Source organism: Nonomuraea sp. MG754425, from assembly GCF_021699195.1.
Taxonomy (GTDB): domain Bacteria; phylum Actinomycetota; class Actinomycetes; order Streptosporangiales; family Streptosporangiaceae; genus Nonomuraea.
Genome location: NZ_SSXE01000028.1, coordinates 23,083 through 45,442 on the forward strand (window position 1 = coordinate 23,083; position 22,360 = coordinate 45,442).

The 22,360-nt window shown below is 71.6% G+C and carries 16 protein-coding genes; 4 read left to right on the forward strand and 12 right to left on the reverse strand.

The genetic code is table 11. The features are described from left to right. Positions 1-27: 27 nt before the first annotated feature. On the reverse strand, positions 28-2,646 hold the full coding sequence (locus FAF44_RS12460) for a bifunctional diguanylate cyclase/phosphodiesterase (RefSeq protein WP_237103256.1): 2,619 nt from the start codon (positions 2,644-2,646) through the stop codon (positions 28-30). Positions 2,647-2,882: 236 nt separating this feature from the next. Continuing rightward, positions 2,883-3,791: a 2-hydroxyacid dehydrogenase gene (locus FAF44_RS12465; protein WP_237103257.1), complete on the reverse strand. Its 909-nt coding sequence runs from the start codon at positions 3,789-3,791 to the stop codon at positions 2,883-2,885. 38 nt (positions 3,792-3,829) lie between these two features. Between FAF44_RS12465 and FAF44_RS12470 the strand changes: the two genes are divergently transcribed. Further along, the gene (locus tag FAF44_RS12470) at positions 3,830-4,897 is read left to right on the forward strand and encodes a sorbosone dehydrogenase family protein (protein ID WP_237103258.1); all 1,068 of its coding nucleotides are present in this window, start codon (positions 3,830-3,832) and stop codon (positions 4,895-4,897) included. A 41-nt stretch (positions 4,898-4,938) separates the two neighbouring features. Here the strand turns inward: FAF44_RS12470 and FAF44_RS12475 are convergent, their stop codons facing one another. The 3 genes from FAF44_RS12475 to FAF44_RS12485 all read right to left on the reverse strand — a co-directional run bounded on the left by FAF44_RS12475 (position 4,939) and on the right by FAF44_RS12485 (position 9,265). Beyond that, on the reverse strand, positions 4,939-6,942 hold the full coding sequence (locus tag FAF44_RS12475; protein ID WP_237103259.1) for a VanW family protein: 2,004 nt from the start codon (positions 6,940-6,942) through the stop codon (positions 4,939-4,941). A 92-nt stretch (positions 6,943-7,034) separates the two neighbouring features. After that, complete coding sequence (locus tag FAF44_RS12480; protein ID WP_237103260.1) at positions 7,035-7,694, reverse strand: response regulator; 660 nt, start codon at positions 7,692-7,694, stop codon at positions 7,035-7,037. Continuing rightward, positions 7,691-9,265 carry a sensor histidine kinase gene (locus FAF44_RS12485; protein ID WP_237103261.1) on the reverse strand — a complete coding sequence of 525 codons (1,575 nt, stop codon included), beginning with the start codon at positions 9,263-9,265 and terminating at the stop codon, positions 7,691-7,693. Before FAF44_RS12485 ends, FAF44_RS12480 begins: the two co-directional genes overlap by 4 nt. Before the next feature lie 137 nt (positions 9,266-9,402). Between FAF44_RS12485 and FAF44_RS12490 the strand changes: the two genes are divergently transcribed. Genes FAF44_RS12490 through FAF44_RS12500 form a run of 3 tightly spaced genes read left to right on the forward strand, consistent with a single transcriptional unit; the run spans position 9,403 to position 12,367 of the window. Beyond that, entirely contained in the window at positions 9,403-10,371 is a 969-nt protein-coding gene (locus tag FAF44_RS12490; protein ID WP_237103262.1) for a tripartite tricarboxylate transporter substrate binding protein, read from the forward strand. After that, positions 10,371-10,853, forward strand: coding sequence for a tripartite tricarboxylate transporter TctB family protein (locus tag FAF44_RS12495; protein WP_237103263.1), 483 nt, complete (start codon positions 10,371-10,373; stop codon positions 10,851-10,853). Before FAF44_RS12490 ends, FAF44_RS12495 begins: the two co-directional genes overlap by 1 nt. Beyond that, a complete protein-coding gene (locus tag FAF44_RS12500) occupies positions 10,850-12,367 on the forward strand; it encodes a tripartite tricarboxylate transporter permease (RefSeq protein ID WP_237103264.1) in 1,518 nt (505 codons plus the stop codon). Before FAF44_RS12495 ends, FAF44_RS12500 begins: the two co-directional genes overlap by 4 nt. A gap of 85 nt (positions 12,368-12,452) precedes the next feature. Here FAF44_RS12500 and gatB read toward each other — a convergent pair whose 3' ends face one another. From gatB to ligA, 7 genes are all read right to left on the reverse strand, one after another. Beyond that, positions 12,453-13,940: an Asp-tRNA(Asn)/Glu-tRNA(Gln) amidotransferase subunit GatB gene (gene gatB, locus FAF44_RS12505; RefSeq protein WP_237103337.1), complete on the reverse strand. Its 1,488-nt coding sequence runs from the start codon at positions 13,938-13,940 to the stop codon at positions 12,453-12,455. A gap of 13 nt (positions 13,941-13,953) precedes the next feature. After that, on the reverse strand, positions 13,954-14,604 hold the full coding sequence (locus FAF44_RS12510; RefSeq protein ID WP_237103265.1) for a DUF4276 family protein: 651 nt from the start codon (positions 14,602-14,604) through the stop codon (positions 13,954-13,956). Continuing rightward, positions 14,601-16,007 (reverse strand): AAA family ATPase, encoded by a 1,407-nt coding sequence (locus FAF44_RS12515; RefSeq protein ID WP_237103266.1) that lies wholly within the window; start codon positions 16,005-16,007, stop codon positions 14,601-14,603. The genes FAF44_RS12510 and FAF44_RS12515 overlap by 4 nt, the downstream gene beginning before the upstream one ends. 21 nt (positions 16,008-16,028) lie before the next feature. Beyond that, a complete protein-coding gene (gene gatA, locus FAF44_RS12520) occupies positions 16,029-17,519 on the reverse strand; it encodes an Asp-tRNA(Asn)/Glu-tRNA(Gln) amidotransferase subunit GatA (protein WP_237103267.1) in 1,491 nt (496 codons plus the stop codon). Then, the gene (gene gatC, locus FAF44_RS12525; RefSeq protein ID WP_043618492.1) at positions 17,516-17,815 is read right to left on the reverse strand and encodes an Asp-tRNA(Asn)/Glu-tRNA(Gln) amidotransferase subunit GatC; all 300 of its coding nucleotides are present in this window, start codon (positions 17,813-17,815) and stop codon (positions 17,516-17,518) included. The genes gatA and gatC overlap by 4 nt, the downstream gene beginning before the upstream one ends. Positions 17,816-17,920: 105 nt before the next feature. Next, positions 17,921-19,987: a bifunctional diguanylate cyclase/phosphodiesterase gene (locus tag FAF44_RS12530; protein ID WP_237103268.1), complete on the reverse strand. Its 2,067-nt coding sequence runs from the start codon at positions 19,985-19,987 to the stop codon at positions 17,921-17,923. A 192-nt stretch (positions 19,988-20,179) separates the two neighbouring features. Continuing rightward, positions 20,180-22,360: an NAD-dependent DNA ligase LigA gene (gene ligA / locus FAF44_RS12535; protein WP_237103269.1), complete on the reverse strand. Its 2,181-nt coding sequence runs from the start codon at positions 22,358-22,360 to the stop codon at positions 20,180-20,182.

The window sequence follows — 22,360 nt, forward strand, 5'->3', positions numbered from 1 at the left end:
CTGGTGTCAACTTCGTGGACACTTGTCTCAAACAGTGAGACTCGTACGCATCAGCGAGTCGACCCCGCGGGCCGCCATCGGCCGCGCCACCAGGAACCCCTGCCCCCTCGTGCACCCCATCTGCTTCAGCAGTTCGAGCTGCTCGGGACGCTCGATCCCCTCCGCGACCACGATAAGCCCGAGGTCGTGCCCGAGCCGCACGATCGTGCGGGTGAGCAGGGTCAGCGTGTCGTCGCGGCCGAGCCCCGACACGAACGACGGGTCGATCTTGATCATGTCGACGGGGAGCTGCCGCAGGAACGCCAGCGAGGCGTAGCCGGTGCCGAAGTCGTCGATCGCCAGCCGCACGCCCAGCGCCCGCAGCTCGGACAATCGCTTGATCGTCTCCTCCGCGTCCTCGACCAGCATCTCCTCGATCACTTCGAGGGTGAGCACGGAGGCGGGCAGCCCGCTCTCGGTCAGCGCCTGCTCCACGGTCTCGACGAACCTGGGCGCCATGATCTGGCGCGCCGACAGGTTCAGCGACAACCCGATGTCCCAGGACGAGGCCCGCCAGGCGGCCACCTCGCGGCACGCCTCGCGCAGGATCCACTCGCTCAGCGGCACGATCAGCCCGGTGTCCTCGGCCGCGCCGAGGAACTGCTCCGGCGGCACGAACACGGAGCCCCGCCACCACCGCACCAGCGCCTCCACCGCGGTCACCCGCGACGTGGCGAGGTCCACCACCGGCTGGTACTCGATCGCGAACTGCTGCTCGATCAGCGCCCGCTGCAGGTCGGCGGCCAGCTCCAGGCGGCGCATCACGTCGGCGTGCATCTGCGCGGCGAACACCTCCACCCGCCGCCCGCCCAGCTCCTTGGAGCGCGCCATGGCCACATCGGCGTTACGCATGAGGTCGCCCGCGGGCATGTCGTCCTCGGTGAAGGCGACGCCCACACTCGCGGTCAGCGCCACGTCGCGGTCGGCGACCCGGAACGGCTCCTGCGAGACCGCGCGCACCAGGCGCTCGGCGAGGTCCACCGCGACCTGCGCGTCGCCGCCGGTCTCCACGAGCACCGCGAACTCGTCGCCGCCCCACCGGGCGAGCGTGTCGTCGGCGCGCACCGCGCCGCGCAGCCTGCGGGCCGCCTGCCCGAGCAGGTAGTCGCCGCTGGCGTGCCCGACGGAGTCGTTGACCGAGGTGAAGCCGTCGAGGTCGAGGAAGATCACCGCGACGTTGCCGGTCGTGCGCCCCGGCAGCACCTCGCGGGTGCGCTCCTCGAAGTAGGCGCGGTTGGGCAGCCCGGTGACGCCGTCGTGGAAGGTCAGGTGGGCCACCTGGTTGCGCAGCGCCTCCTCGTCGCTGATGTCGCGGGTCGTCACGAGCATCAGGTCTTCGCCGCCCGCGTGCCGGGTGGCCACGGACTCGGTGGGACGCCAGGTGCCGTCGGCCGCGCGCACCCGGCAGGCGATCAGGCAGGCGCCGGGCGTGACGTCGTCCTCGTCGAGGTTCATCGCGCGCATGGCGGCCTGGATGGCCGGCACGTCCTCCGGGTGGATGTAGTCGAAGATCGAGCCGCCGGTCACGTCGTCGGGACGGTAGCCGTAGGTGACCTCGACCCCGGCGCCGATCTCGTGTACGACGCCCTGGTAATCGCAGGTGAACACCACGTCGCCGGTGCTCTCGGCCAGCTCGCGCAACTGGCGCTCGCCCAGTTTGACCAGGCCGCGCAGGCGCACGTTGGCCGCCCCGGTGGCGAACAGCCGCACGAGCAGCAGCAGCACCACGGAGACGGCGATCACCACGATGCCGGTGACGGGCGGCTCGGCACGGCCACTGGCCTGCTGGACGAGCAGCGTGCACGCGGCCACGGCCACCAGCGCCAGGGGCACGAGCGCGACGACGTGGTTGACCGCGGAGCGGCCCGCCGGCCCGGCCCGCGGCCCCCACACGACCGCCGCCAGCAGCAGGAACGCCACCGGCGCGAGCATGACGCTCCAGAGCTGCGGCTCGCCGTCGAGCAGCCGCGCCACCGCCGCCGCCACCCCGGCCACCGTCATGGCGGCCAGCGTGACCAGCCCGGCCAGGCTCAGCGGCCAGGACGGCGCCCTGCTGATGAGCACCGACGGGATCACCGCGCAGGTCACCAGCAGCACGAGCATCGGCGGCAGCATGACCAGCGTGAAACCGGCCGGATCGGCCGTCTCGGCGTAGACGTGGCGCAGCGCGGTCATCCAGCCGATCAGGAAGAGCGAGGCGGCGCAGAGGTAGGCGTCGGTGAGATGCCGTAATGCCACCCCGGCCGGGAACCTGCGGTCGGCGGCGATCACCGCCCCGCCCGCCGTGATCACGGAACCGAGCAGCATGAACATGTCGGCGAAGCTGACGACGAAACTCTCGGCGAACGGCCGCAGCGCCACCCCCGCCGTCCAGATGACGGCGCCGCCGCCCATCCAGCGGGCGCTCATGGACGTCGGGCGGTGCGTGGCGGCCTGTCGTACCGAGGCGATCAGCAGGGAAGCGGCGGCGACCAGCGCCGCGAGCGCTCCCGCGACCGCTCCGGTGACCAGAGCCGGGCTCTCCAGCAGGAGGGCGGCGGCGAACGCCACCGCTCCGGCCGCCAGCGCGGCGGCCGGCGGCACCCGGGGGTCACGCCAGCGGATCACAGTCGTTGCCCATCCCGTCTCGAACTCTGCACCGATGACCGCCGAAGCCCGGTCGGTCACTTCGCCAGTGTGTGCTGTCGTGGGTGCGCGGGTGGTGACAACGGCGATGTCGTCACCGATCTGATAACCAGACAGACCTTTTGCCGCCAAGAGTTCCTTGACTACCAGTCAGGAACTCCCGGCAAACGTAACCGTACGCACCGAAGGTCACGGACCAGCCACGTTCCGGGATCCTCTCAGTATGAGTCGGTGATGACGTTCGCCAACCGCTCCCCGGCCAGGTACTTCGCCACCTGAGCGCGGACGAGACGGAGCGTGCGCCGCAGCGACGCGGGGGTGCTGCCGGCGATGTGCGGGGTGATCAGCACGCCCGGCGCGCTCCACAGAGGGTGACCATCGGGCAGCGGCTCGGGCGCGGTCACGTCGAGCGCGGCGCGCAGGCGGCCGGTCTTCAGCTCCGCGACCAGCGCGCCGGTGTCGACCACCCCGCCTCTGGCGGCGTTGACCAGCACCGCGCCGTCCTTCATGCGGGCCAGGAAGGCGGCGTCCACCATCCCGGCGGTGGCGGCGGTGGCCGGGACGAGCAGCACCACGACGTCCGCCTCCGGCAGCAGCGCGGGCAACTCGTCCATGGCGTGCACGCCGTCGCGGGCGCTCCTGGCCACGCGGACGACGTCCACCTCGAACCCGGCGAGCCGCCGCTCCAGCGCGGCGCCGATGGAGCCGTGGCCGACGATCAGCACGGTGGAGTCGGCCAGCACGCCGGTGTGGCGGTAGGTCCACGCGCCCGCCCGCTGCGCGTCCACGAACTGCGGGAACTCCCTGAGGACCGCGATCATCGCGCCCACCGCCCATTCGGCGGTCCCCGCGTCGTGCACGCCGCGCGCGTTGCACAACACCGCGCCCTCGGGCATGTGCGGCCGGTACGGCTCCACCCCCGCGGTCACCGTCTGCACCAGCCGCAACGAGCGCATCCTGGCCAGCGTCCCCGGCACGTCGGGCACGGTGACCAGCGGAGGGATCCACACCTCCACCTCGTCCACGCCGTCCGGCATCGAGGACGTGCCGTCGTATACAGCACATTCGACGCCAGGAAGGTCGGACAGCGCATCGGCCACAGAATCGGACGGAACCCAGGTCTTCATGCCGAGAACCTTACGACCGCGAGGGAAGTATGGAACATATGCCGAAGCTCCGGATGATCATGCTCCTGACCGCGCTCACCGCCTGCTCCGTGCTCACCGCCTGCTCCGAACGCGGCGGCGCGGTCGCGCCCACGACGGCCGTGCCCGCGGGGCCCGCGCCGGGCGCTCCGAAGGACGTGGTGACGGGGCTGTCCGTGCCGTGGGGCATCGCGTTCCTGCCCGGCGGCGACGCCCTCGTCACCGAACGCGACACCGCCCGTCTCCTGCGGGTGACCCCGGCGGGCCGGGTGAGCCAGGTGGCCAGGATCGAGGACGCCCGCCCCAAGGGCGAGGGCGGCCTGATGGGCGTGGCCGTCAAGGACGACCTGGTCTTCCTCTACTACACCGCCGAACGCGACAACCGGATCGTCCGTCACCGCCTGACCGGCGGCGGCCTCACCGACCGGCGGATCCTGGTGCGGGACATCCCGAAGGGCGCCGTCCACAACGGCGGGCAACTCGCGATCGGGCCCGACGGCCTCCTGTACGCCGGCACCGGCGAGACCGGCGACCGCCCGCTGGCCCAGCGGCGCGACTCACTCGCGGGCAAGATCCTGCGCGTGACCGTGGACGGGGCTCCCGCGCCCGGCAACCCGTTCGGCACGCCGGTCTACAGCTACGGCCACCGCAACGTCCAGGGCCTGGCCTGGGACCGCTCCGGCCGCCTGTACGCCTCGGAGTTCGGTGCCAGCGCCTACGACGAGATCAACCTGATCAGGCCCGGCGCCAACTACGGCTGGCCCGAGGTCGAGGGCCGCGGGAACGACCGGCGCTTCGTCAACCCGATACTCACCTGGCCCACCGCCGAGGCGTCGCCGTCGGGGATGGCGTACGCGAACGGGTCGCTCTGGGCGGGGGCCCTGCGCGGCGAGCGGCTGTGGCAGGTCCCGCTCGGCGCGGACGGCTCGGCCGGGACACCGGTGGCCCACTTCACCGGCCGCTACGGCCGCCTGCGCGCGGTCGCCGCCGCCCCGGAGGGCACGCTGTGGGTCGGGACCAGCAACAAGGACGGCCGCGGCTCCCCCAGGCCGGGAGACGACCGCATCATGACCGTCACCCCCGCCTGACCGGTCGGCCCACCGCCGCGCCCGCCGGGGGCGCGGCGGGCTCAGCCCGGGACCGCGGCGGTACAGGTCAACTGGGCCTGCGGCCGGTACTCCGTGGTCAGCTTCTCGTCCTTCTTGACGATCTTGCCGTCGTCGTGGAACACCCGGGTCACGTCGATGGTGAACCCGCGCTCCCCCACCGTCGGCAGGCAGTTGGCCGCGGAGCTGGTCTCGCGCCGGAACTCCGTGAAGTCCCGCCGCTCCGACTCCACCGCCTCGATCTTGTCGTAACGCTTGGTGCTCCACAGCACCACGGTCACGGACGTGTCGGTGAAGGCGGTCTTGAGCAGCACCCCGTGCTCGGAGTCGTTGCGCCACTTCAGGTCCACGTCGGGATGCAGCAGGGCCACGTCCCGGCCGGCCGGGTAGCGCGGCGCGTAGTACTCCATCGGCTGGTGCGCGACGTCCTCGAAGCCGCCGAAGTACATCGCGTTGTACAGGGTGGTCGCGAACTGCGAGCCGCCGCCGCCGACGATGCCGACCATCCGCCCGCCGACGATCTGCCCGGCCTCGACGTACCCGTCCTCGACGGTGCGCTCGCCGAGCGTCCCGTTGAGCGAGAACGTCTCGCCGGGCTTGACCACGTGCCCGTCGAGCTCCTGCGCCATGCGCTGGATGTTCTTCACCCGGGTCTGGCAGCAGTCGAACGTCGTGGTCATCTCGGCCACGACCTCCTTGATCCCGAGCCCCTGGACCTGCGAGGTCTGCACGGCCGGCGCGACGGTGCCCAGCCGGACCGGGATCGTGCGCTGCCCGCTCGAGGCGAACACCCGCTCGGCGTCCCTGGCCAGCAGCTTGTCGTTGACCCCGCGACCGGCGCGGGCGGGCACCAGGACGGGGCTGCCGTTCACGATCTCGTACGTGGCGTCGCGCGGCTGCTGCGCCGCGTCCACCAGGCTGCTCTCCACGGGGACCAGCGCCTTCTCGGCGTCGAACGCGGGCGTGAGGCCGCCGTCGCCGTCGGAGACGTACGTCAGGTTCGCCGCGATCAGCGCGGGCGAGAGCTGCGCCTGCCTGGTCCCGAGCGTCAGCGTCAGCGGGGTGGCCACCGCCGCCTTCGCCTTGGCCAGCGCGGCCGTGACGGCCTCCGGGGTGGTGGTGGGCTTGGCCGGCCTGAGGGTCAGGACGACCGAGCCGCCCCCGCCCAGGAAGGCGTCGTTGATCTTGCTTACGGCGTCGTCGCGGTCGAGCAGCACCCCGTCCTCGGGCTGCCGGGCCCTGGGCTGCAGCCCCATGAAGGCCACCCGGCCCTCGACGGCGCGCTTGTCGACGCTCTCCGCCAGCCCTTCGACGGTCCTGGTGAGCTGGGCGGAGTCGACGCTGATCCGGGGCTGGAGCTCGGTGGTGCCGGTCAGCCCGCGCCACACCTCGATCGGGCTGGGGAAGCCGCTGGGCGCCTGCCCGATGGTGCCGACCACGTCGAGATCGAGCCCGGCCTCGTCGGCCTGGATGGTCTCCTTCTCGCCGCCGATGTCGGCCACGACCGGCTTGCTGAGCCTGCTGCCCAGCTCGGTGCGCAGCTTGTCGGCCGCCTGCGTCACGGTCAGCCCGCCGATGTCCACCCCGCCCACGCGCGTGCCCCGCAGGACGGAGCCGGACATGAGCACGGCGGGCACCACGTACGCCAGCGCCGCCAGCGTCAGCACGACCACGACGAGACCGGGCAGCAGACGGCGTCGGCGCGGCGGCTCCGGCTCGTACACCACGGGCCGCTCGGGCATGCCGAACGCGGTGACCGACTGGCCCGACGGCTCTCTCTCCGAGGCCACGGGCCAGGGTTGGGCGGGCTGGGCCACCGGCGGCAGCGCGCCCTTCCCCGACGATCCGCCCTGGTCGCTCGGGCCTTGGTCCTGCCGGGGCTCCTGGCGGTCCGGCGGGCCGAAGATGTCCCGGGAGACCCCCGGGGGCAGTCCTTCGATCCGCGGCCTCCTGGTGACGGCCGACGTCGGTAACGGCACCGAGGCGAACGGGTCGGTCGGTGATTCGATCGGTCCGGCGTTTCGCACGCCTCAATCTCCTCCCGGTCCGCAGCCAATTCTCAGGCAACAGTAAGGCACGCGGATCCGCATATGTCACGGGAAATGGCTACGGAAGTGTGTCAACCTAGCCACCGGTAGCGATGTTCCGGCCTCCCGGCGGTGCCGTACCGGGGCCGGAGTTCGGCCTGCCCCGCCGCGCACAGGTACTCCAGGTAGCGGCGGGCGCTGACCCGCGACAGGCCCGTGAGCTCGGCGGCCTCCGCGGCCGACAGATCGCGGCCGGCCTCCCGCAGGGCGTCGGCGACCAGCGCGCACGTGGCCGCGGACAGCCCCTTCGGCATGGGCGCGGCGGTCCGGGGCGAGACGCCGAAGAGCCGGTCCACGTCGTCCTGGCGGGCCTCGGGGCCGATGGCGGTCAGGCGTCTGCGAGTGTCGGCGTACTGCTGCAGGCGCTCGGTCAGGGCGACGGCGGTGAACGGCTTGATGAGGTAGTTGACCGCGCCGCCGCGCATGGCCTGCCTGACGGTGGGCACGTCGCGGGCCGCGCTGATCATGAGCACGTCCACGTCACGCAGCGCCTTGAGCACCTCCAGGCCCGACATGTCCGGCAGGTAGACGTCGAGCAGCACGAGGTCGGGACGCAGGTCGGCGACCGCCGCGAGCGCGCCCGCCCCGTTGTGCGCGACGGACACGACGTCGAAGCCCGGCACCCGGCTCACGTAGCCGCTGTGGATGCGGGCCACCATGAAGTCGTCGTCCACGACCAGCACCCGGATCATGACCCCGCCTTCGCCGGCAGCAGGGCGGTGAAGACCGCCCCGCCCGCGTTCCGCACCCGTACCCAGCCGCCTCTGCGCAGGCACGCCTGCCGGGTCAGCGCCAGGCCCAGCCCGCGCGGCCCCGCCTTCGCGGCCTTGGTCGTGAACCCCTCCCTGAAGACCTCCTCCACCAGGTCGGGCGCGATGCCGGGGCCGGAGTCGCCGACCCGCACCCGCAGCCCGTCGGCGTCGGCCCGCACCGAGACCTCGATCGTGCCCTGCGCGCCGTCGAGGGCGTCGATGGCGTTGGCGACCAGGTTCCCCACCACCAGGACCGCGTCGCGGGGGTCGCCGAGCAGGCCCTCGGGCACCGAGGAGTCGTCGGCGAGCACCAGTTCGGCCCCGCGTTCGGCCGCCTCGGCGGACTTGGCCAGCAGCAGGGCGGCGAGCGTGGGGTCCTGGATGCGTTCGCGCAGGTCGGTGGCGTAACCGCCGTAGGTGGTGCGGGTGATGAAGCTGACGGCCGCCTCGTGCTCGCCCAGTTCGAGCAGGCCGACGACAGTGTGCATGCGGTTGGCGAACTCGTGCGCCTGGGCCCGCAGCGCCTCGGTGGCGCTGCTGGTGTCGTGCAGCTCGCGGGCCAGCCGGACCAGCTCGGTGCGGTCGCGCAGGGTCACCACCCAGCCGCGGTGGCGTCCGCGTACCCAGACGGGGGTGCGGTTGAGCACCAGCACCCGCTCGCCGTGCAGCACGACGCGGTCCTCGCCCGGGTCGGCGCCGCCGAGCACGTCGCGCATGCGCTCGGAGACCGGCATCTGCGTCAGGTCCGCGCCGACGTCACCGAGCAGCTCGCGGGCGGCGTCGTTGACCAGGGTCACCCTGCCGCCCAGGTCGAGCGCGAGCACGCCCTCCTTGACGCCGTGCAGCACGCCCTCGCGCTGCTCCAGCAGCGCGGCGATCTCGCGCGGCTCCAGCCCGAACGTCTGCCTGCGCACCCGCGCCGTGATCAGCGCGGCCAGGGCCAGCCCGGCCAGCAGCACGGCCAGCGCGGTCCACATCAGCGGCGGCAGGGCCTGGAAGAGCTGGCTCATGACCGTGGTCTCCAGCACGCCGACCGAGACCAGGCCGATGATCTCGCCGTACTCGTCGCGGATCGGGGTCTTGCCCCTGACCGTGGTGCCGATGGTGCCGGTCTCGGTGCCCACCCAGCTCCGGCCCGTACGCAGGACCGCGCTGCCGTCGGTGGACAGCCGCTTGCCGATCAGGGAGGCGTTGGGGTGGGCGTAGCGCGTCTGGTCGGTGTTGGCGATGACGACGTAGTCGGCGCCGGTCTCGTGCTGCACGCTCATGGCCAGCGGCTGCAGCACGCTCTGCGGGCGTTCGAGCGCGAACGCGGCCCTGACCTGCGGCAGCCCGGCCACCGACTGGGCGATCGCGAGCGCGCGCTGCTGGTGCAGCGCGTCGAACTGGTCACGCGTGTGCTCGGCCCACACGCCTCCGGTGCCTCCGACGGCGAGCAGCACGATCACCATCTGGAGGACGAAAAGCTGGGTCCCGAGGGAGGCGTCACGCACCCGTCTCACCCGGCCCATGGAAACAAACCGAGGTCACGTCCAGGTCGCGACCAATACGACCACTACGACGCCAAGCGTGCAAAGCCTCGACGTGCGGCGGCGAGAGGCTCACCATGCCAGTTCGATAACGGTGAAATCCCCCCAATGGAGTGATCATGCGCTTGCGCGTACTCGCCGCCCTCGCGGCACTCTCCCTCGGCGCCCTGACGGCCTGCGGCAGCGGATCAGGCACCTCCGCCAGCGCCTCCTTGCGCATCATGGCCCCGGCCGCGCCCGGCGGCGGCTGGGACCAGACCTCCCGCACGGCCGAGCAGGCGTTCAAGTCGTCCGAGCCGCAGCGCAAGGTCGAGGTGTTCAACGTGCCGGGCGCCGGCGGCACGATCGGCCTGGCGCAACTGGCCGGCGAGAAGGGCAACGGCAACCTGCTGATGACCATGGGCCTGGTCATGGTGGGCGCCATCGAGCAGAACAAGTCGAAGGTGACGCTGGCCGAGACCACGCCCATCGCCAAGCTGACCGAGGAGTACGAGCTGGTCGTGGTGCCGGCCGAGTCCCCGTTCAAGTCGGTGGCCGACCTGGTGGCGGCCTGGAAGGCCGACCCGGCGAAGGTGTCGATCTCCGGCGGCTCGGCGGGCGGCACCGACCACATCGTGGCCGGCCTCATGGCCAAGGCCGCGGGCGTGGACCCCAAGCAGGTCAACTACATCGCCCACTCGGGCGGCGGCGAGGCGCTGAACGAGCTGCTCGGCAACAAGGTCAGCGCGGGCATCTCGGGCGTGGCCGAGTTCGCCGAGCACGTGAAGTCCGGCAAGCTGCGCGCGCTCGGGGTGACCTCCGGCGAGCGGGTGCCCGGCCTGGACGCCCCCACGCTCAAGGAGGCCGGGCTGGCCGTCGAGCTGGCCAACTGGCGCGGCTTCGTCGCCCCCGGCGGGCTCTCCGACGCCGACAAGAAGGCCCTGACCGACGCGGTCACCAAGATGCACGACGCCCAGCCGTGGCAGGACGCGGTGGCCAAGAACGGCTGGATCGACTCCTTCCAGACCGGCCAGGAGTTCGCCGACTTCCTCGCCGCCGAGCAGGAGCGGGTCAAGGGCATCATCGCCGAGATGGGGCTCGTGTCCTGATGATCGGCCGTTGGTGGCGGCCCGAACTCGGGCTGGCGGCCGTGGTGCTGGTGCTGGGCGTGCTCGTCGTGATCGGCACGCTCGACGTGTCGGCGGCGGCCTCCCAGCTCGGCGTCGGGCCGCGCTTCTTCCCCATGCTGGTGGGCGGCGCCATGGTGCTCATCGGCCTGTTCTACGTCGCCGACGTCCTGCGCGGCGGGCGCGGCGACCCTGAGGAGAGCGAGGACGTGGACGCCGAGGCGCCCACCGACTGGCGGGGCGTGCTCCTGGTCAGCGGCGTCTTCCTGGCCTTCGCCGCGCTCCTGGACGTGCTCGGCTGGATCATCGGCGCGAGCCTGCTGTTCTTCGGCGTGTCGGTGGCGCTGGGGGCCGAGCACCGGCTGCGGGCGGCCGTGGTCGCCGTGGTGCTGGGCGTGACGACGTACCTGCTGTTCGTCAACGGCCTCGGCGTGACGCTGCCGGGCGGGGTGCTGGCGCGATGACCTCGTTGCAGCTCCTGCTCGACGGCTTCGCCGCCGCGCTCACCCCGGTCAACCTCATGTACGCGCTCATCGGCGTCACCCTCGGCACGCTCGTCGGCGTGCTGCCCGGCATCGGGCCCGCGATGACCGTGGCGCTGCTGCTGCCGATCACCTTCACGGTGCCGCCGGCCAGCGCGTTCATCATGTTCGCCGGGATCTACTACGGCGGCATGTACGGCGGCTCGACCACGTCCATCCTGCTCAACACGCCCGGCGAGTCGGCGTCGATGATCACGGCGCTGGAGGGCAACAAGATGGCCCGGCGGGGCCGGGCGGCCCAGGCGCTGGCCACGGCCGCGATCGGCTCGTTCGTGGCCGGCACCATCGCCACGGCGCTGCTGGTCGTGGCCGCGCCCGCGGTGGTGGAAGTGGCGATCGCGTTCGGCCCCGAGGACTACTTCGCGCTGGCCGTACTGGCCTTCACGGCGGTGTCGTCGGTGTTGTCGCGCTCGGTCGTGCGCGGGCTGGCCTCGCTCGGGCTCGGCCTGGCGATCGGCCTGATCGGCATCGACCAGCAGACCGGCCAGGCCCGCCTGACGCTCGGGATCCCGCAGTTGCTCGACGGCATCGACGTGGTCATCGTCGCGGTCGGCCTCTTCGCGCTCGGCGAGGCCCTGTACGTGGCCTCCCGCCTGCGGCACGCCGCTCCCGAGGTGGCGCCGGTGGGCCGGGCGTGGATGGGCCGCGCCGACTGGCGGCGCTCCTGGCGGCCCTGGCTGCGCGGCACCGCCCTGGGCTTCCCGTTCGGCGCGCTGCCGGGCGGCGGGGCCGAGATCCCCACGTTCCTGTCGTACGCGGCCGAGCGGCGGCTGGCCCGCGGCGTGGCCCGTGAGGAGTACGGCAAGGGCGCCATCGAGGGCGTGGCGGGCCCCGAGGCGGCCAACAACGCCTCCGCGGCCGGCACCCTGGTCCCGCTGCTCACGCTGGGCCTGCCCACCTCCGCGACGGCGGCGATCCTGCTGGCCGCCTTCCAGCAGTACGGCCTGCAGCCCGGACCGCAGCTCTTCGACCACAACCCGGCGCTGGTGTGGGCGATGATCGCTTCGCTGTTCATCGGCAACACGATGCTGCTGGTGCTGAACCTGCCCATGGCCCCGCTCTGGGCACGCGTGCTGCGCGTCCCCCGCCCGTACCTGTACGCCGGGATCGTGCTGTTCGCCGCCCTCGGCGTCTACGCGCTCAACGGCAGCGTGGTGGACCTGTTCGTGCTGTACGTGCTCGGCCTGCTCGGCTTCGCCATGCGGCGCTTCGGCCTGCCGGTCGCGCCCGCGGTGATCGGGATGATCCTCGGCCCGATGGCGGAGATCCAGCTCCGGCGGGCGCTGGCAATCGGGGCGGGCGACGTGAGCGTGCTCGTCCGCAGCCCGATCGCGGCCGTGCTGCTGGTGCTGTCGGCGCTGGCGCTGCTGGCTCCGTTGGTCAGGAAGCTCCTGGCCCGGCGCGGGCGCGCGGCGGCGCCCGCGCGGGAGGAGTAACGACGGCCCTGGCCGGGAACCTCCATAAGCGGTTCTTGGCCGCGCGGCCCCGCCGGTGTGTCCGGATCGGCGGGGCCCGCCGGGGTCACTCGCTGACGCCGAGCTTGTCCAGGATGAGCTGCCGGGCCCGGCCCGCGTCGGCCTTCCCCTTGCTGGCCCGCATCACGCCGCCGACGAGCGCGCCCGCCGCGGCGATCTTCCCGGACCGCACCTTCTCGGCCGCGTCGGCGTTGTCGGCGAGCACCTGGTCGATGATCGCCGACAGCTCGCCCTCGTCGTTGACGATGCGCAGCCCGCGCCGCTCGACCACCTCGTCGGGCGTGCCCTCGCCGGCGAGCACGCCTTCGAGCACCTCGCGCGCCAGCTTGTCGTTGAGCGCGCCCGAGGCCACCAGTTCGGTCACCCGGGCGATCTGCGCGGGCGTGATGGGCAGGTCGGCCAGCGGCGTGCCGCTCTCGTTGGACTTGCGGGCCAGCTCGCCCATCCACCACTTGCGCGCGTCGGCCGCCGGCGCGCCGGCCGCGACGGTGGCCTCGACCAGGTCGAGCGCGTCGGCGTTGTACATGGCCTGCATGTCGAGGTCGGACAACCCCCACTCGGCCTGCAGCCGCTGGCGCCGGACCGACGGCATCTCGGGCAGGGCCGCCTTCAGCTCGGCCACCCACGCCATGTCGGGCGCGATCGGCACCAGGTCGGGCTCGGGGAAGTAGCGGTAGTCCTGCGCCTCCTCCTTGGAACGGCCGGACGTGGTGCCGCCGGTGTCCTCGTGGAAGTGGCGGGTCTCCTGGATGATCTTCCCGCCCCCGGTGAGGACGGCCGCCTGCCGCTCGATCTCGCTCCGCACGGCCCGCTCGACGCTGCGCAGCGAGTTGACGTTCTTGGTCTCCGTGCGGGTGCCCCACTCGGAGGCGCCCCGCGGCATGAGCGAGACGTTGACGTCGCAGCGCAGCGAGCCCTCCTCCATGCGCACGTCGGAGACGCCCAGCGAGCGCATGATCTCGCGCAGCTCGGTGACGTACGCCTTGGCCACCTCGGGCGCGAGCCGGTCGGTGCCGGGGATGGGCTTGGTCACGATCTCGACCAGCGGGATGCCGGCGCGGTTGTAGTCGACGATCGAGTAGTCGGCCCCCTGGATGCGCCCGGTCGCGCCGCCCACGTGGGTGGACTTGCCGGTGTCTTCTTCCAGGTGCACCCGCTCGATGCCGATCCGCACGGTCTGGCCCTCGATCTCGACGTCGAGGTACCCGTCGAAGCAGAGCGGCTCGTCGTACTGGGAGATCTGGTAGTTCTTCGGCATGTCCGGATAGAAGTAGTTCTTCCGGGCGAAGCGGCACCACTCGGCGATCGAGCAGTTCAGCGCCAGGCCGATGCGGATCGTCGACTCGATGGCCTGGGCGTTGGCCACCGGCAGCGACCCCGGCAGCGCCAGGCAGGTCGGGCAGACCTGCGTGTTGGGCGGGGCCCCGAAGGCCGTCTTGCACCCGCAGAACATCTTCGACCTGGTGCCCAGCTCGACATGCGTCTCGAGACCGAGCACCGGCTCGAACCGCTCGAGCGCTTCGTCGTACGGCATGGTCCCTGCTGTGTCAATCACGGATCAACCTCAGTTCTTTCAAAGCCTCGCGCGTCTCGGCCAGCCAGAGACGATACGAGGGCACGCTTTCCAGGTAATCCAGGCTCATCGACTCGGCGATGAGCGTGAGGTAGTCGCCCGCTTCCCGGCCCGCTCGGCGACGACGCCTGCCACTCGCGACGATGTCCTTCAGTGTCCGCTTCGGATCGGAGAGACACTCCACGCGTGGGAGCCGATCGCCTTCGAAGACGTCCCTGGCACCCCACGCCGACCCGGTGACCTCGCGCAGCACATCCCGGTCACTCAGCGCCCAGCTCTCCATCTCGCGGATCGGGACCACTCTCACCAACGGCCGTCGCAACCTGTGCTCGTTCCACGCCTGTCGTAACGGAGCCCAGTATTTCCGCTCGTCGCGGTCCGGAGCCGCCGAACCGTCATAGTGGTAGAAGAGCAAGGTCATCCCGGCCACCGCCGACCGTGCCGCCCGGCACACCGCCTCATGGCGCGACTCCTGGTCCCGCACGGATACCCGCAGGACCTGAACCTGAGCCACGCCGAGGTCGTACGGAAGGCACATGCGGTTCAGCGCCCTCTCCAGCAACACCGGCAGGAAATCGTAGTCGGAGTTCCCCTCGGCGGTCAGAAAGGCGTTGACCTCGATCACGAGGCCTCCTCCAGCAACTGCCGGGCCTCTTCCTTCGAGATGGCGGAGAAGGCCCGCCGCTCGGGCCCCGAGACGACCAGCCCGACCTCGTCCAGCGGGGGCGTTCCGTGCGGCGTGCTCGGCACCAGACGCCGGGCGCGTGAGACACGGCTGCCGACACCGGACGCACCGCTGTCCGGCACGGTGATCCAGTCCATGACCAGGAGGTCCTTGGAATCCAACGCCACGAGCATCAGGGGCGAGTGGCTGCTCATGATGAGCTGCGCGAGAGGCTCCTCCTCTTCGACGACCCGAGCCGGATCGGTGACGAGCTTGCGGAGGTGCCGTACGAGTTCGCGCAGGCGCTGCGGGTAGATCCCGTTCTCCGGCTCTTCGAAACAGATCAGCCCCCGGTGGGCCGGGTCGTAGAGCGCCGCCAGGAGGGCCAGCACGCGCAACGTGCCGTCGGACGCGACGCGGGCACTCACCCTTCCCTCGTCCCGCGTTCGGAGGTAGATCTCCCACTGCTCCTTGGCGAGGTTCTCCTCCACCTCGATGCCGGCGAACCCGCGGACGACACGCGCCATGTCGGCGGCGATCTCGTTCAGCGAGGAGCCGAACTCGTCCGCGGTCGTCTGCTCGATCCGGCGCAGGACCTTGGCGAGATTCGCGCCGCTCGGGTCAAGCTGCTCCCCTCTTTGGTGACGGGAACTCGGCATTCGCAGTGAGGCCGGGTCGAGCTGCAGGAAACGCCAGGACGCGATCTCCTTCCTGAGCGCGTACAGCAGCGGGAACTCGCCCGCCGACGTGATGCTCGAAAGGACGGTGGCCTCCGCGGCGTGCGCCGCGAGCTCTCGCTTGCGCCCCTGTCTCCCCTCCTGCGCGATCCGGAAGACTCGACGGCCGGCGTCGTCCACGGTCGTCTCCAGGAGAGGGGACTGCCGTTTGTAGCGCAGGAACGAGGCTCGGAAGTCCTTTCCGGCCTGCTGATCACGCACCCAGGCGTCATCGGCCGAACGGATGGGACGTGCTTCCTCCCGCGCCACGTAAGGCCGTACGAAGCCGTCGTCGCTCCGGCGCTGGACGATCTCGAGCTCGTAGCGGATGCGGGTGTGCGACACCTCGAACTCCGCGCCGAACTGATCGACCACCTTCGGGTCGAGAAGGACTTCGATCGCGAAGGTCATGCCACCCACGAAGCTGCCGTCGCCACGCCGCCTGAACAACTCGCCGAGGTCACCCCGCGCCTCGGCGAACGCGTCATAAAGGCTGGGGGTGTCCACGAGCCGGCGAAGTAGCTGAACGCCATCGAAAAGGTTGGACTTCCCGCTGGCGTTCGGACCGATCACCACGAGGAACGGCGGCACGTCCAGCTTGAAGTTCGCGAACGACTTGAAGCCGTCGATCTCGATGTGCGTGAGCATGCCGCCGTCCCTCCTGCAGCCCTACAGTTCCGGCGCCTTGGACAGCAGGCCGGCGCCCCAGCGGGCCTCCAGCGCCTGCTCCACGGCGGCGCCGACGCGGTAGCAGCGGTCGTCGGCCAGCACCGGCGCCATGATCTGCAGGCCCACCGGCAGGCCGTCCTCGTCGGCCAGGCCGCACGGGACCGACATGGCCGCGTTGCCCGACAGGTTGGACGGGATCGTGCACAGGTCGGCGAGGTACATCGCCATCGGGTCGTCGGCCCGCTCGCCGATCGGGAACGCCGTGGTCGGCGTGGTCGGCGAGACGAGCACGTCCACCTGCTGGAAGGCGGCCTCGAACTCCCTGGAGATGACCGTGCGCACCTTCTGGGCCTGGCCGTAGTAGGCGTCGTAGTAGCCGCTCGACAGCGCGTACGTGCCCAGCATGATGCGCCGCTTGACCTCGGGGCCGAAGCCGGCGGCCCGGGTCAGCGCCATGACCTCCTCGGCGCTGCGGGTGCCGTCGTCGCCCACGCGCAGGCCGTACCGCATGGCGTCGAAGCGGGCCAGGTTGGACGAGCACTCCGAGGGCGCGATCAGGTAGTAGGCGGGCAGCGCCGTCGTGAACGACGGGCAGGAGATCTCGACGACCTTGGCCCCGAGCGACTCCAGGAGTTGCACGGCCTCGTGGTAGCGGGCCAGCACGCCCGGCTGGTAGCCGTCGCCGGCGAACTCCTTGACGACGCCGATCCGCAGGCCGGCGACGTCGGGGTTGCGCGCGGCCTCGACCACGGACGGCACGGGGGCGTCGATCGAGGTGGAGTCCATCGGGTCGTAGCCGGAGAACGCCTCGTGCAGCAGCGCCGCGTCGAGCACGTTGCGCGCGAACGGGCCCGGCGTGTCGAGCGAGCTCGCGAACGCGATCAGGCCGTAGCGGGAGGAGCCGCCGTAGGTGGGCTTCATCCCCACGATGCCGGTCACCGAGGCGGGCTGCCGGATCGAGCCGCCGGTGTCGGTGCCGGTGGACAGCGGCGCCTCGTACGCGGCCACGGCCGCGCTGGAGCCGCCCGACGACCCGCCGGGGATCCTCGTCAGGTCCCACGGGTTGTGGGTGGCGTGGAAGGCGGAGTTCTCCGTGGAGGAGCCCATGGCGAACTCGTCGAGGTTGGTCTTGCCCAGGATGACCAGCCCGGCCTCGCGCAGGCGGGCGGTGACCGTCGCGTCGTAAGGGGGCCGCCAGCCTTCGAGGATCTTGGAGGCGGCCGTGGTGGGCATGTCGCGCGTGGCGAAGATGTCCTTGTGCGCGATCGGCACCCCGGCCAGCGGCCCGAGCCGCTCACCGGCCCTGAGCCTGGCGTCGACGGCCCGCGCCTGCTCGAGCGTGGTCTCCTGGTCGACGTGCAGGAACGCCTTCACCTTGGGCTCGACCTCGGCCATGCGGTCGAGATGCGCCTGCGCCACCTCCACGGCCGACACCTCGCCGGCGGCGATCGACGCGCCGAGTTCGGCGGCGGTCTTGCGGATCAAGCTCATGCCTCCTCCCCGAGGATGCGCGGCACCCGGAAGCGGTCGTCCTCGACGGCGGGGGCGCCGGCGAGCGCCTGGTCGGGCGTCAGGGACTGTCGCACCTCGTCGGCACGGAAGACATTGGTCAGCGGAAGCGCGTGCGACGAAGGCGGCACGTCCTCGGCGGCGACCTCGGCCACCTTCGCGACCGACTCGATGATGGCATCGAGCTGGGTGGCGTAGTGATCGAGTTCGTCGTCGGTCAGCGCCAGCCTGGACAACCGGGCCAGGTGTGCGACCTCGTCGCGGGTTATGGCGGACATGAGTCGTTGAACCCGTTTCGTGGATGGAGTCTTTGGACAGTGCCATCCTAGGGGGCTTGACGTCGCAGCCCCGAACCATTAACCCACCGGCAACATCCGCACCTGTCAGGCCGGGCTGCTGACCTCAGGCTGGTACCCGTACTCGGCCGCGCCCCCGGCGCGATCGCGCAGCCACGCGGCGGCCTGCGCGGCGGGCATCGGGTGGCAGAACAGCCAGCCCTGCCCGACGTCGCAGCCCATCTCCGCCAGCCGCATCGCGACGTCGTCCGACTCCACGCCCTCCGCGACCGACCGCAGCCCGAGCGAGCGGACGAGGTCCACGATGGAGCGGACGATGCGGTAGTCGTCCTCGGACTCGGCGATCCGGCGGACGAAGGAGGCGTCGATCTTGACCTCGGACACCGCCAGCCGCTGGAGCCGGATCAGCGAGGAGTAGCCGGTGCCGAAGTCGTCGAGCGCGAGCGGCACGCCGAGCGTGGCCAGGGCCTTGATGGTCTCCTGCGTGTACGCCTGGTCGCCGGTCAGGATGCGCTCGGTGACCTCGAGCTGGATGGCCGCGGGCGGCAGGCCGTACCGGGCCAGGCCCACTTCGAGCTGCTCGGGCAGGGCGGAGGCGAGCAGGTCGCGGGCCGAGATGTTGACCGAGATCTGCACCCGCAGCCCCGAGTGCCACCAGGCGGCGGCCTGCTCCAGCGCCTCCTCGATCACGTACGCGGTGAGTTGCCGCATCAGGTACGACTGCTCGGCCAGCGGCACGAACTCCGACGGCGCGATCATCCCGTGCGCCGGATGCCGCCAGCGCAGCAGCGCCTCGACGCCCTGCACGTCGCCGCCGGCCAGCCCGACCTTGGGCTGGTAGTGCAGGCGCAGCTCGCGGTTGTCGATGGCGCGGCGCAGGTCACCGAGCAGGGACAGGCGCTCGGGCGAGTTGCGGTCCTTGTCGGCCTGGTAGAGCTCGACGCCCGTACGGCCCTCCTTGGCCAGGTACATGGCCACGTCGGCCCGCTGCAGGAGCAGTTCGAAGTCGGGGGCGTGGTCGGGGTAGAGCGCGATGCCGACGGAGGCGTCGAGGTCGAAGGTCATGCCCTCCAGGCGCACGGGCTCGGTGAGCGCCGCCCGCAGCCGGGCGGCGACCTCCCTGGCCGCGTGCGCGTCCCTGATGGAGGGCAGCAGCACCGCGAACTCGTCGCCGCCGAGCCTGGCCACGACGTCGCCGGGCCGTACGGAGTGGGTGAGCCGGTGCGCGATGAGCTGCAGCAGCCGGTCGCCCACCGGGTGCCCGAGCGTGTCGTTGACCTCCTTGAACCGGTCGAGGTCGAGCAGGAACAGCCCGACGCGCTCGTCCTGGCGCGCCTCGGCCAGCGCCTCCTCGGTGCTGACGATGAGCAGCTTGCGGTTGGGCAGGGCGGTCAGCTCGTCGTGCATGGCCTGGTGGTCGCGGCGCATGGAGAGGGTGGCGGTGAAGTAGACGGCGGCCAGCGGCGCGACGAACAGCGGCACGAGGCCGGGCGAGTGGCTCATGACCACCACGACCAGGGGTGCCAGGCCCAGCAGGCCGGTGTAGACGAGGCTCTGGGGGCCCACGGTGGCCCTGAGCACCCGCATGATCGAGCGCCGCTCGTGCAGCGCGACCGCGCCGGTGACCAGGGTGGCCCTGGTGACGAAGTACGCGATCCCGGACAGCGCGATCGCCGCCAGGTCGCCCCCGCCGGGCATCCAGGGCATGGCGGGGCTCGGCACGATGCCGAACGTCCCGAGCACCACGGCCGCGGCGGTGAGCGCGAGGGTGGACTGGGCGATGTTGAACATGACCCGGTGCCACGACCTGCGCGTCACCACGCCGTTCATGACGACGGCGACCGCCTGCATCAGCACCGCCACGGGCAGCCCGAGGTGCAGCAGCACGGCGAATGTGAACATGGTGGACGGGTACGTGCCGCCCACGACCGTCGCGGACGACACCATCACGGGCCTGAGCTCACCCAGGATCACCAGCACCGCGAGCATCCAGAACAGCGGCGTGCGGGCGAGCCCGGCCAGGCCGGCCGCGTCCAGCCGCAGCATGGCCACCACCAGGGCGGTGAAGCCGATCACGGTGATGCCCGCGAGATAACCCCACAGGGGGCTGCCGGCGCGTGGGCCGGTGTCACGGGTGTCGGTTGGGTCAGTCATCGGTAACAGAACCCCCATTAGGTCACTATGGGAGGGTACGACCTTCACCCCACTTCGCGAAACCAAGCGCGTACGTTCCGTCACTTCTCCTATCCGACATATACCCAAAAAGCACCCTCAGTAGCAAACCGTGCACGCAACGACGAAGGGGCCCGCCCGCACCCGGCGAACGAACCCCTGCGAAACGCGGGCCTAACCCTCCGGCCTGACCGCCACCCCGGCCGCCGCCTCCGGCCCCTCGCCGAGCAGCACCGCGAACCCGGCCCCGTCGAGGATCGGCACCCCGAAGCCGACGGCCTTGTCGTACTTGGACCCGGCGTTCTCCCCCGCCACCAGGAACGAGGTCTTCTTCGACACCGAGCCGGACACCTTCCCGCCCCTGCTGGTCAGCGCCTCGGCGGCGGTATCACGCGTGTAGCCGTCCAGCGTGCCCGTCACCACGAACGTCAGCCCCTCCAGGGTCTGCGGCCCCTTCTCGGGCGCGGGTTCGTCCTCCATCCGGACCCCGGCCGCCCGCCACCGCTCGACGATCTCCCGGTGCCAGTCGACCTCGAACCACTCCCTGATCGTGGCCGCCACCCTGGGCCCGATGCCCTCGACCTCGGCCAGCTCCTCCTCGGAGGCGTTCATGACGGCGTCGATCGAGCGCAACGCGCCGGCCAGGGCGCGGGCCGTGGGCGGGCCGACGTGCCGGATCGACAGGGCCACCAGCACCTGCGCGAGCGGAACCTGCTTGGCCTGCTCCAGCTCCTCCAGCAGGCGCAGGGCGTTCTGGCTGGGCTCGCCGCCGACGTTGGAGAAGAACGAGACGACCTTCTGCTCGCCCGTCTTGGGGTCGATCTTGGGCAGGCCCTGGGCGTCCTGGTCGCGCACCACCGACCTGATCGGGATGAGCTGCTCCAGCGTCAGGTCGAACAGGTCGGCCTCGGTGCGCACCACCGGCTCCTGCGGCGGCAGCGGCTGGGTCAGCGCGGCGGCGGCGACGTAGCCGAGCCCGTCGATGTCGAGCGCGCGCCGCCCGGCGGCGAAGAAGACCCGCTCACGGATCTGGGCCGGGCAACCGCGCGCGTTGGGGCAGCGCAGATCGGCGTCGCCCTCCTTCTCGTACGCCAGCTCCGTGCCGCACTCGGGGCAGTGCGTCGGCATGACGAACTCCCGCTCCGACCCGTCGCGCAGCGCCACCACCGGCCCGACGATCTCGGGGATGACGTCGCCGGCCTTGCGCAGCACCACGGTGTCGCCGATGAGCACCCCCTTCTTGACCACGACCGCGGCGTTGTGCAGCGTGGCCCGCTCGACGGTCGAGCCCGCCACCGTGATCGGCTCCATCACCCCGAACGGCGTGACCCGCCCGGTGCGCCCCACCCCGACCTGGATGTCGACCAGCTTGGTGTTGACCTCCTCGGGCGGATACTTGAACGCCATCGCCCAGCGCGGCGCCCGCGAGGTCGAGCCCAGCTCCCGCTGCGTGCGGAAGTCGTCGATCTTCACCACGACCCCGTCGATCTCGTAGGGCGGGTCATGCCGGTGCACGCGGTAGTGCTCGATGAACTCGTCGATCCCGGCGGACCCCGGCACCACCTGGTACAGGTCGCTCACCGGCAGCCCGAACTCGCGCAGCCGCTCGTAGACGTGGGACTGGGCGCGCGGCTCGGGCGCGCCCTCCCACAGGCCGATGCCGTGCACCAGCATCCGCAGCGGACGCTGCGCGGTGACCCGCGGGTCCTTCTGCCGCAGCGTGCCCGCCGCGGCGTTGCGCGGGTTGGCGAACGGCGCCTTGCCCTGCTCCACGAGCTGCTCGTTGAGCTTCCTGAAGTCGTCGACCGGGATGTAGACCTCGCCGCGCACCTCGACCAGGCTCGGGACGTCGTCACCCGTGAGCCGGTGCGGCACGCCCTTGATCGTGCGGACGTTGGCCGTCACGTCGTCACCCGTGCGCCCGTCGCCGCGGGTCGCGCCGCGCTCCAGCCTGCCGTCACGGTAGACCAGCGCGATGGCCAGCCCGTCGATCTTCAGCTCGCACAGGTACGGCCCGGGGTCGCCCTCGGCCAGCCGCTCGGCGCGCGCCTGCCAGGCGGCCATGTCGTCGGCGTCGAAGGCGTTGTCGAGGCTCTCCATCCGGTTGAGGTGCAGCACCTTGGCGAATTCGCCCGACACCGGCGCGCCCACCTTCTGGGTGGGCGAGTCGGGCGTGCGCAGCGTGGGATGCGCCTCCTCCAGCGCGAGCAGTTCCCTGAACCACTCGTCGAACTGGGAGTCGCTCACCGTGGGCTGGTCGAGCACGTAGTAGCGCATGCGGGCGTCCTCGACCAGCTCGCTCAGCTCGGCATGCCGCTTGAGCGCCGCCACCGGCACACCCTCAACCTCACTCAC

What these genes read in the sequence shown, in the direction of transcription:
- FAF44_RS12485 (WP_237103261.1), bottom strand. Translation starts at nt 9,265, where the DNA reads ATGGGCCGGGTGAGACGGGTGCGTGACGCCTCCCTCGGGACCCAGCTT.
- FAF44_RS12480 (WP_237103260.1), bottom strand. Translation starts at nt 7,694, where the DNA reads ATGATCCGGGTGCTGGTCGTGGACGACGACTTCATGGTGGCCCGCATC.
- gatB (WP_237103337.1), bottom strand. Translation starts at nt 13,940, where the DNA reads ATGCCGTACGACGAAGCGCTCGAGCGGTTCGAGCCGGTGCTCGGTCTC.
- FAF44_RS12515 (WP_237103266.1), bottom strand. Translation starts at nt 16,007, where the DNA reads ATGCTCACGCACATCGAGATCGACGGCTTCAAGTCGTTCGCGAACTTC.
- gatA (WP_237103267.1), bottom strand. Translation starts at nt 17,519, where the DNA reads ATGAGCTTGATCCGCAAGACCGCCGCCGAACTCGGCGCGTCGATCGCC.
- gatC (WP_043618492.1), bottom strand. Translation starts at nt 17,815, where the DNA reads ATGTCCGCCATAACCCGCGACGAGGTCGCACACCTGGCCCGGTTGTCC.
- FAF44_RS12490 (WP_237103262.1), top strand. Translation starts at nt 9,403, where the DNA reads ATGCGCTTGCGCGTACTCGCCGCCCTCGCGGCACTCTCCCTCGGCGCC.
- FAF44_RS12530 (WP_237103268.1), bottom strand. Translation starts at nt 19,987, where the DNA reads ATGACTGACCCAACCGACACCCGTGACACCGGCCCACGCGCCGGCAGC.
- FAF44_RS12470 (WP_237103258.1), top strand. Translation starts at nt 3,830, where the DNA reads ATGCCGAAGCTCCGGATGATCATGCTCCTGACCGCGCTCACCGCCTGC.
- FAF44_RS12495 (WP_237103263.1), top strand. Translation starts at nt 10,371, where the DNA reads ATGATCGGCCGTTGGTGGCGGCCCGAACTCGGGCTGGCGGCCGTGGTG.
- FAF44_RS12465 (WP_237103257.1), bottom strand. Translation starts at nt 3,791, where the DNA reads ATGAAGACCTGGGTTCCGTCCGATTCTGTGGCCGATGCGCTGTCCGAC.
- FAF44_RS12500 (WP_237103264.1), top strand. Translation starts at nt 10,850, where the DNA reads ATGACCTCGTTGCAGCTCCTGCTCGACGGCTTCGCCGCCGCGCTCACC.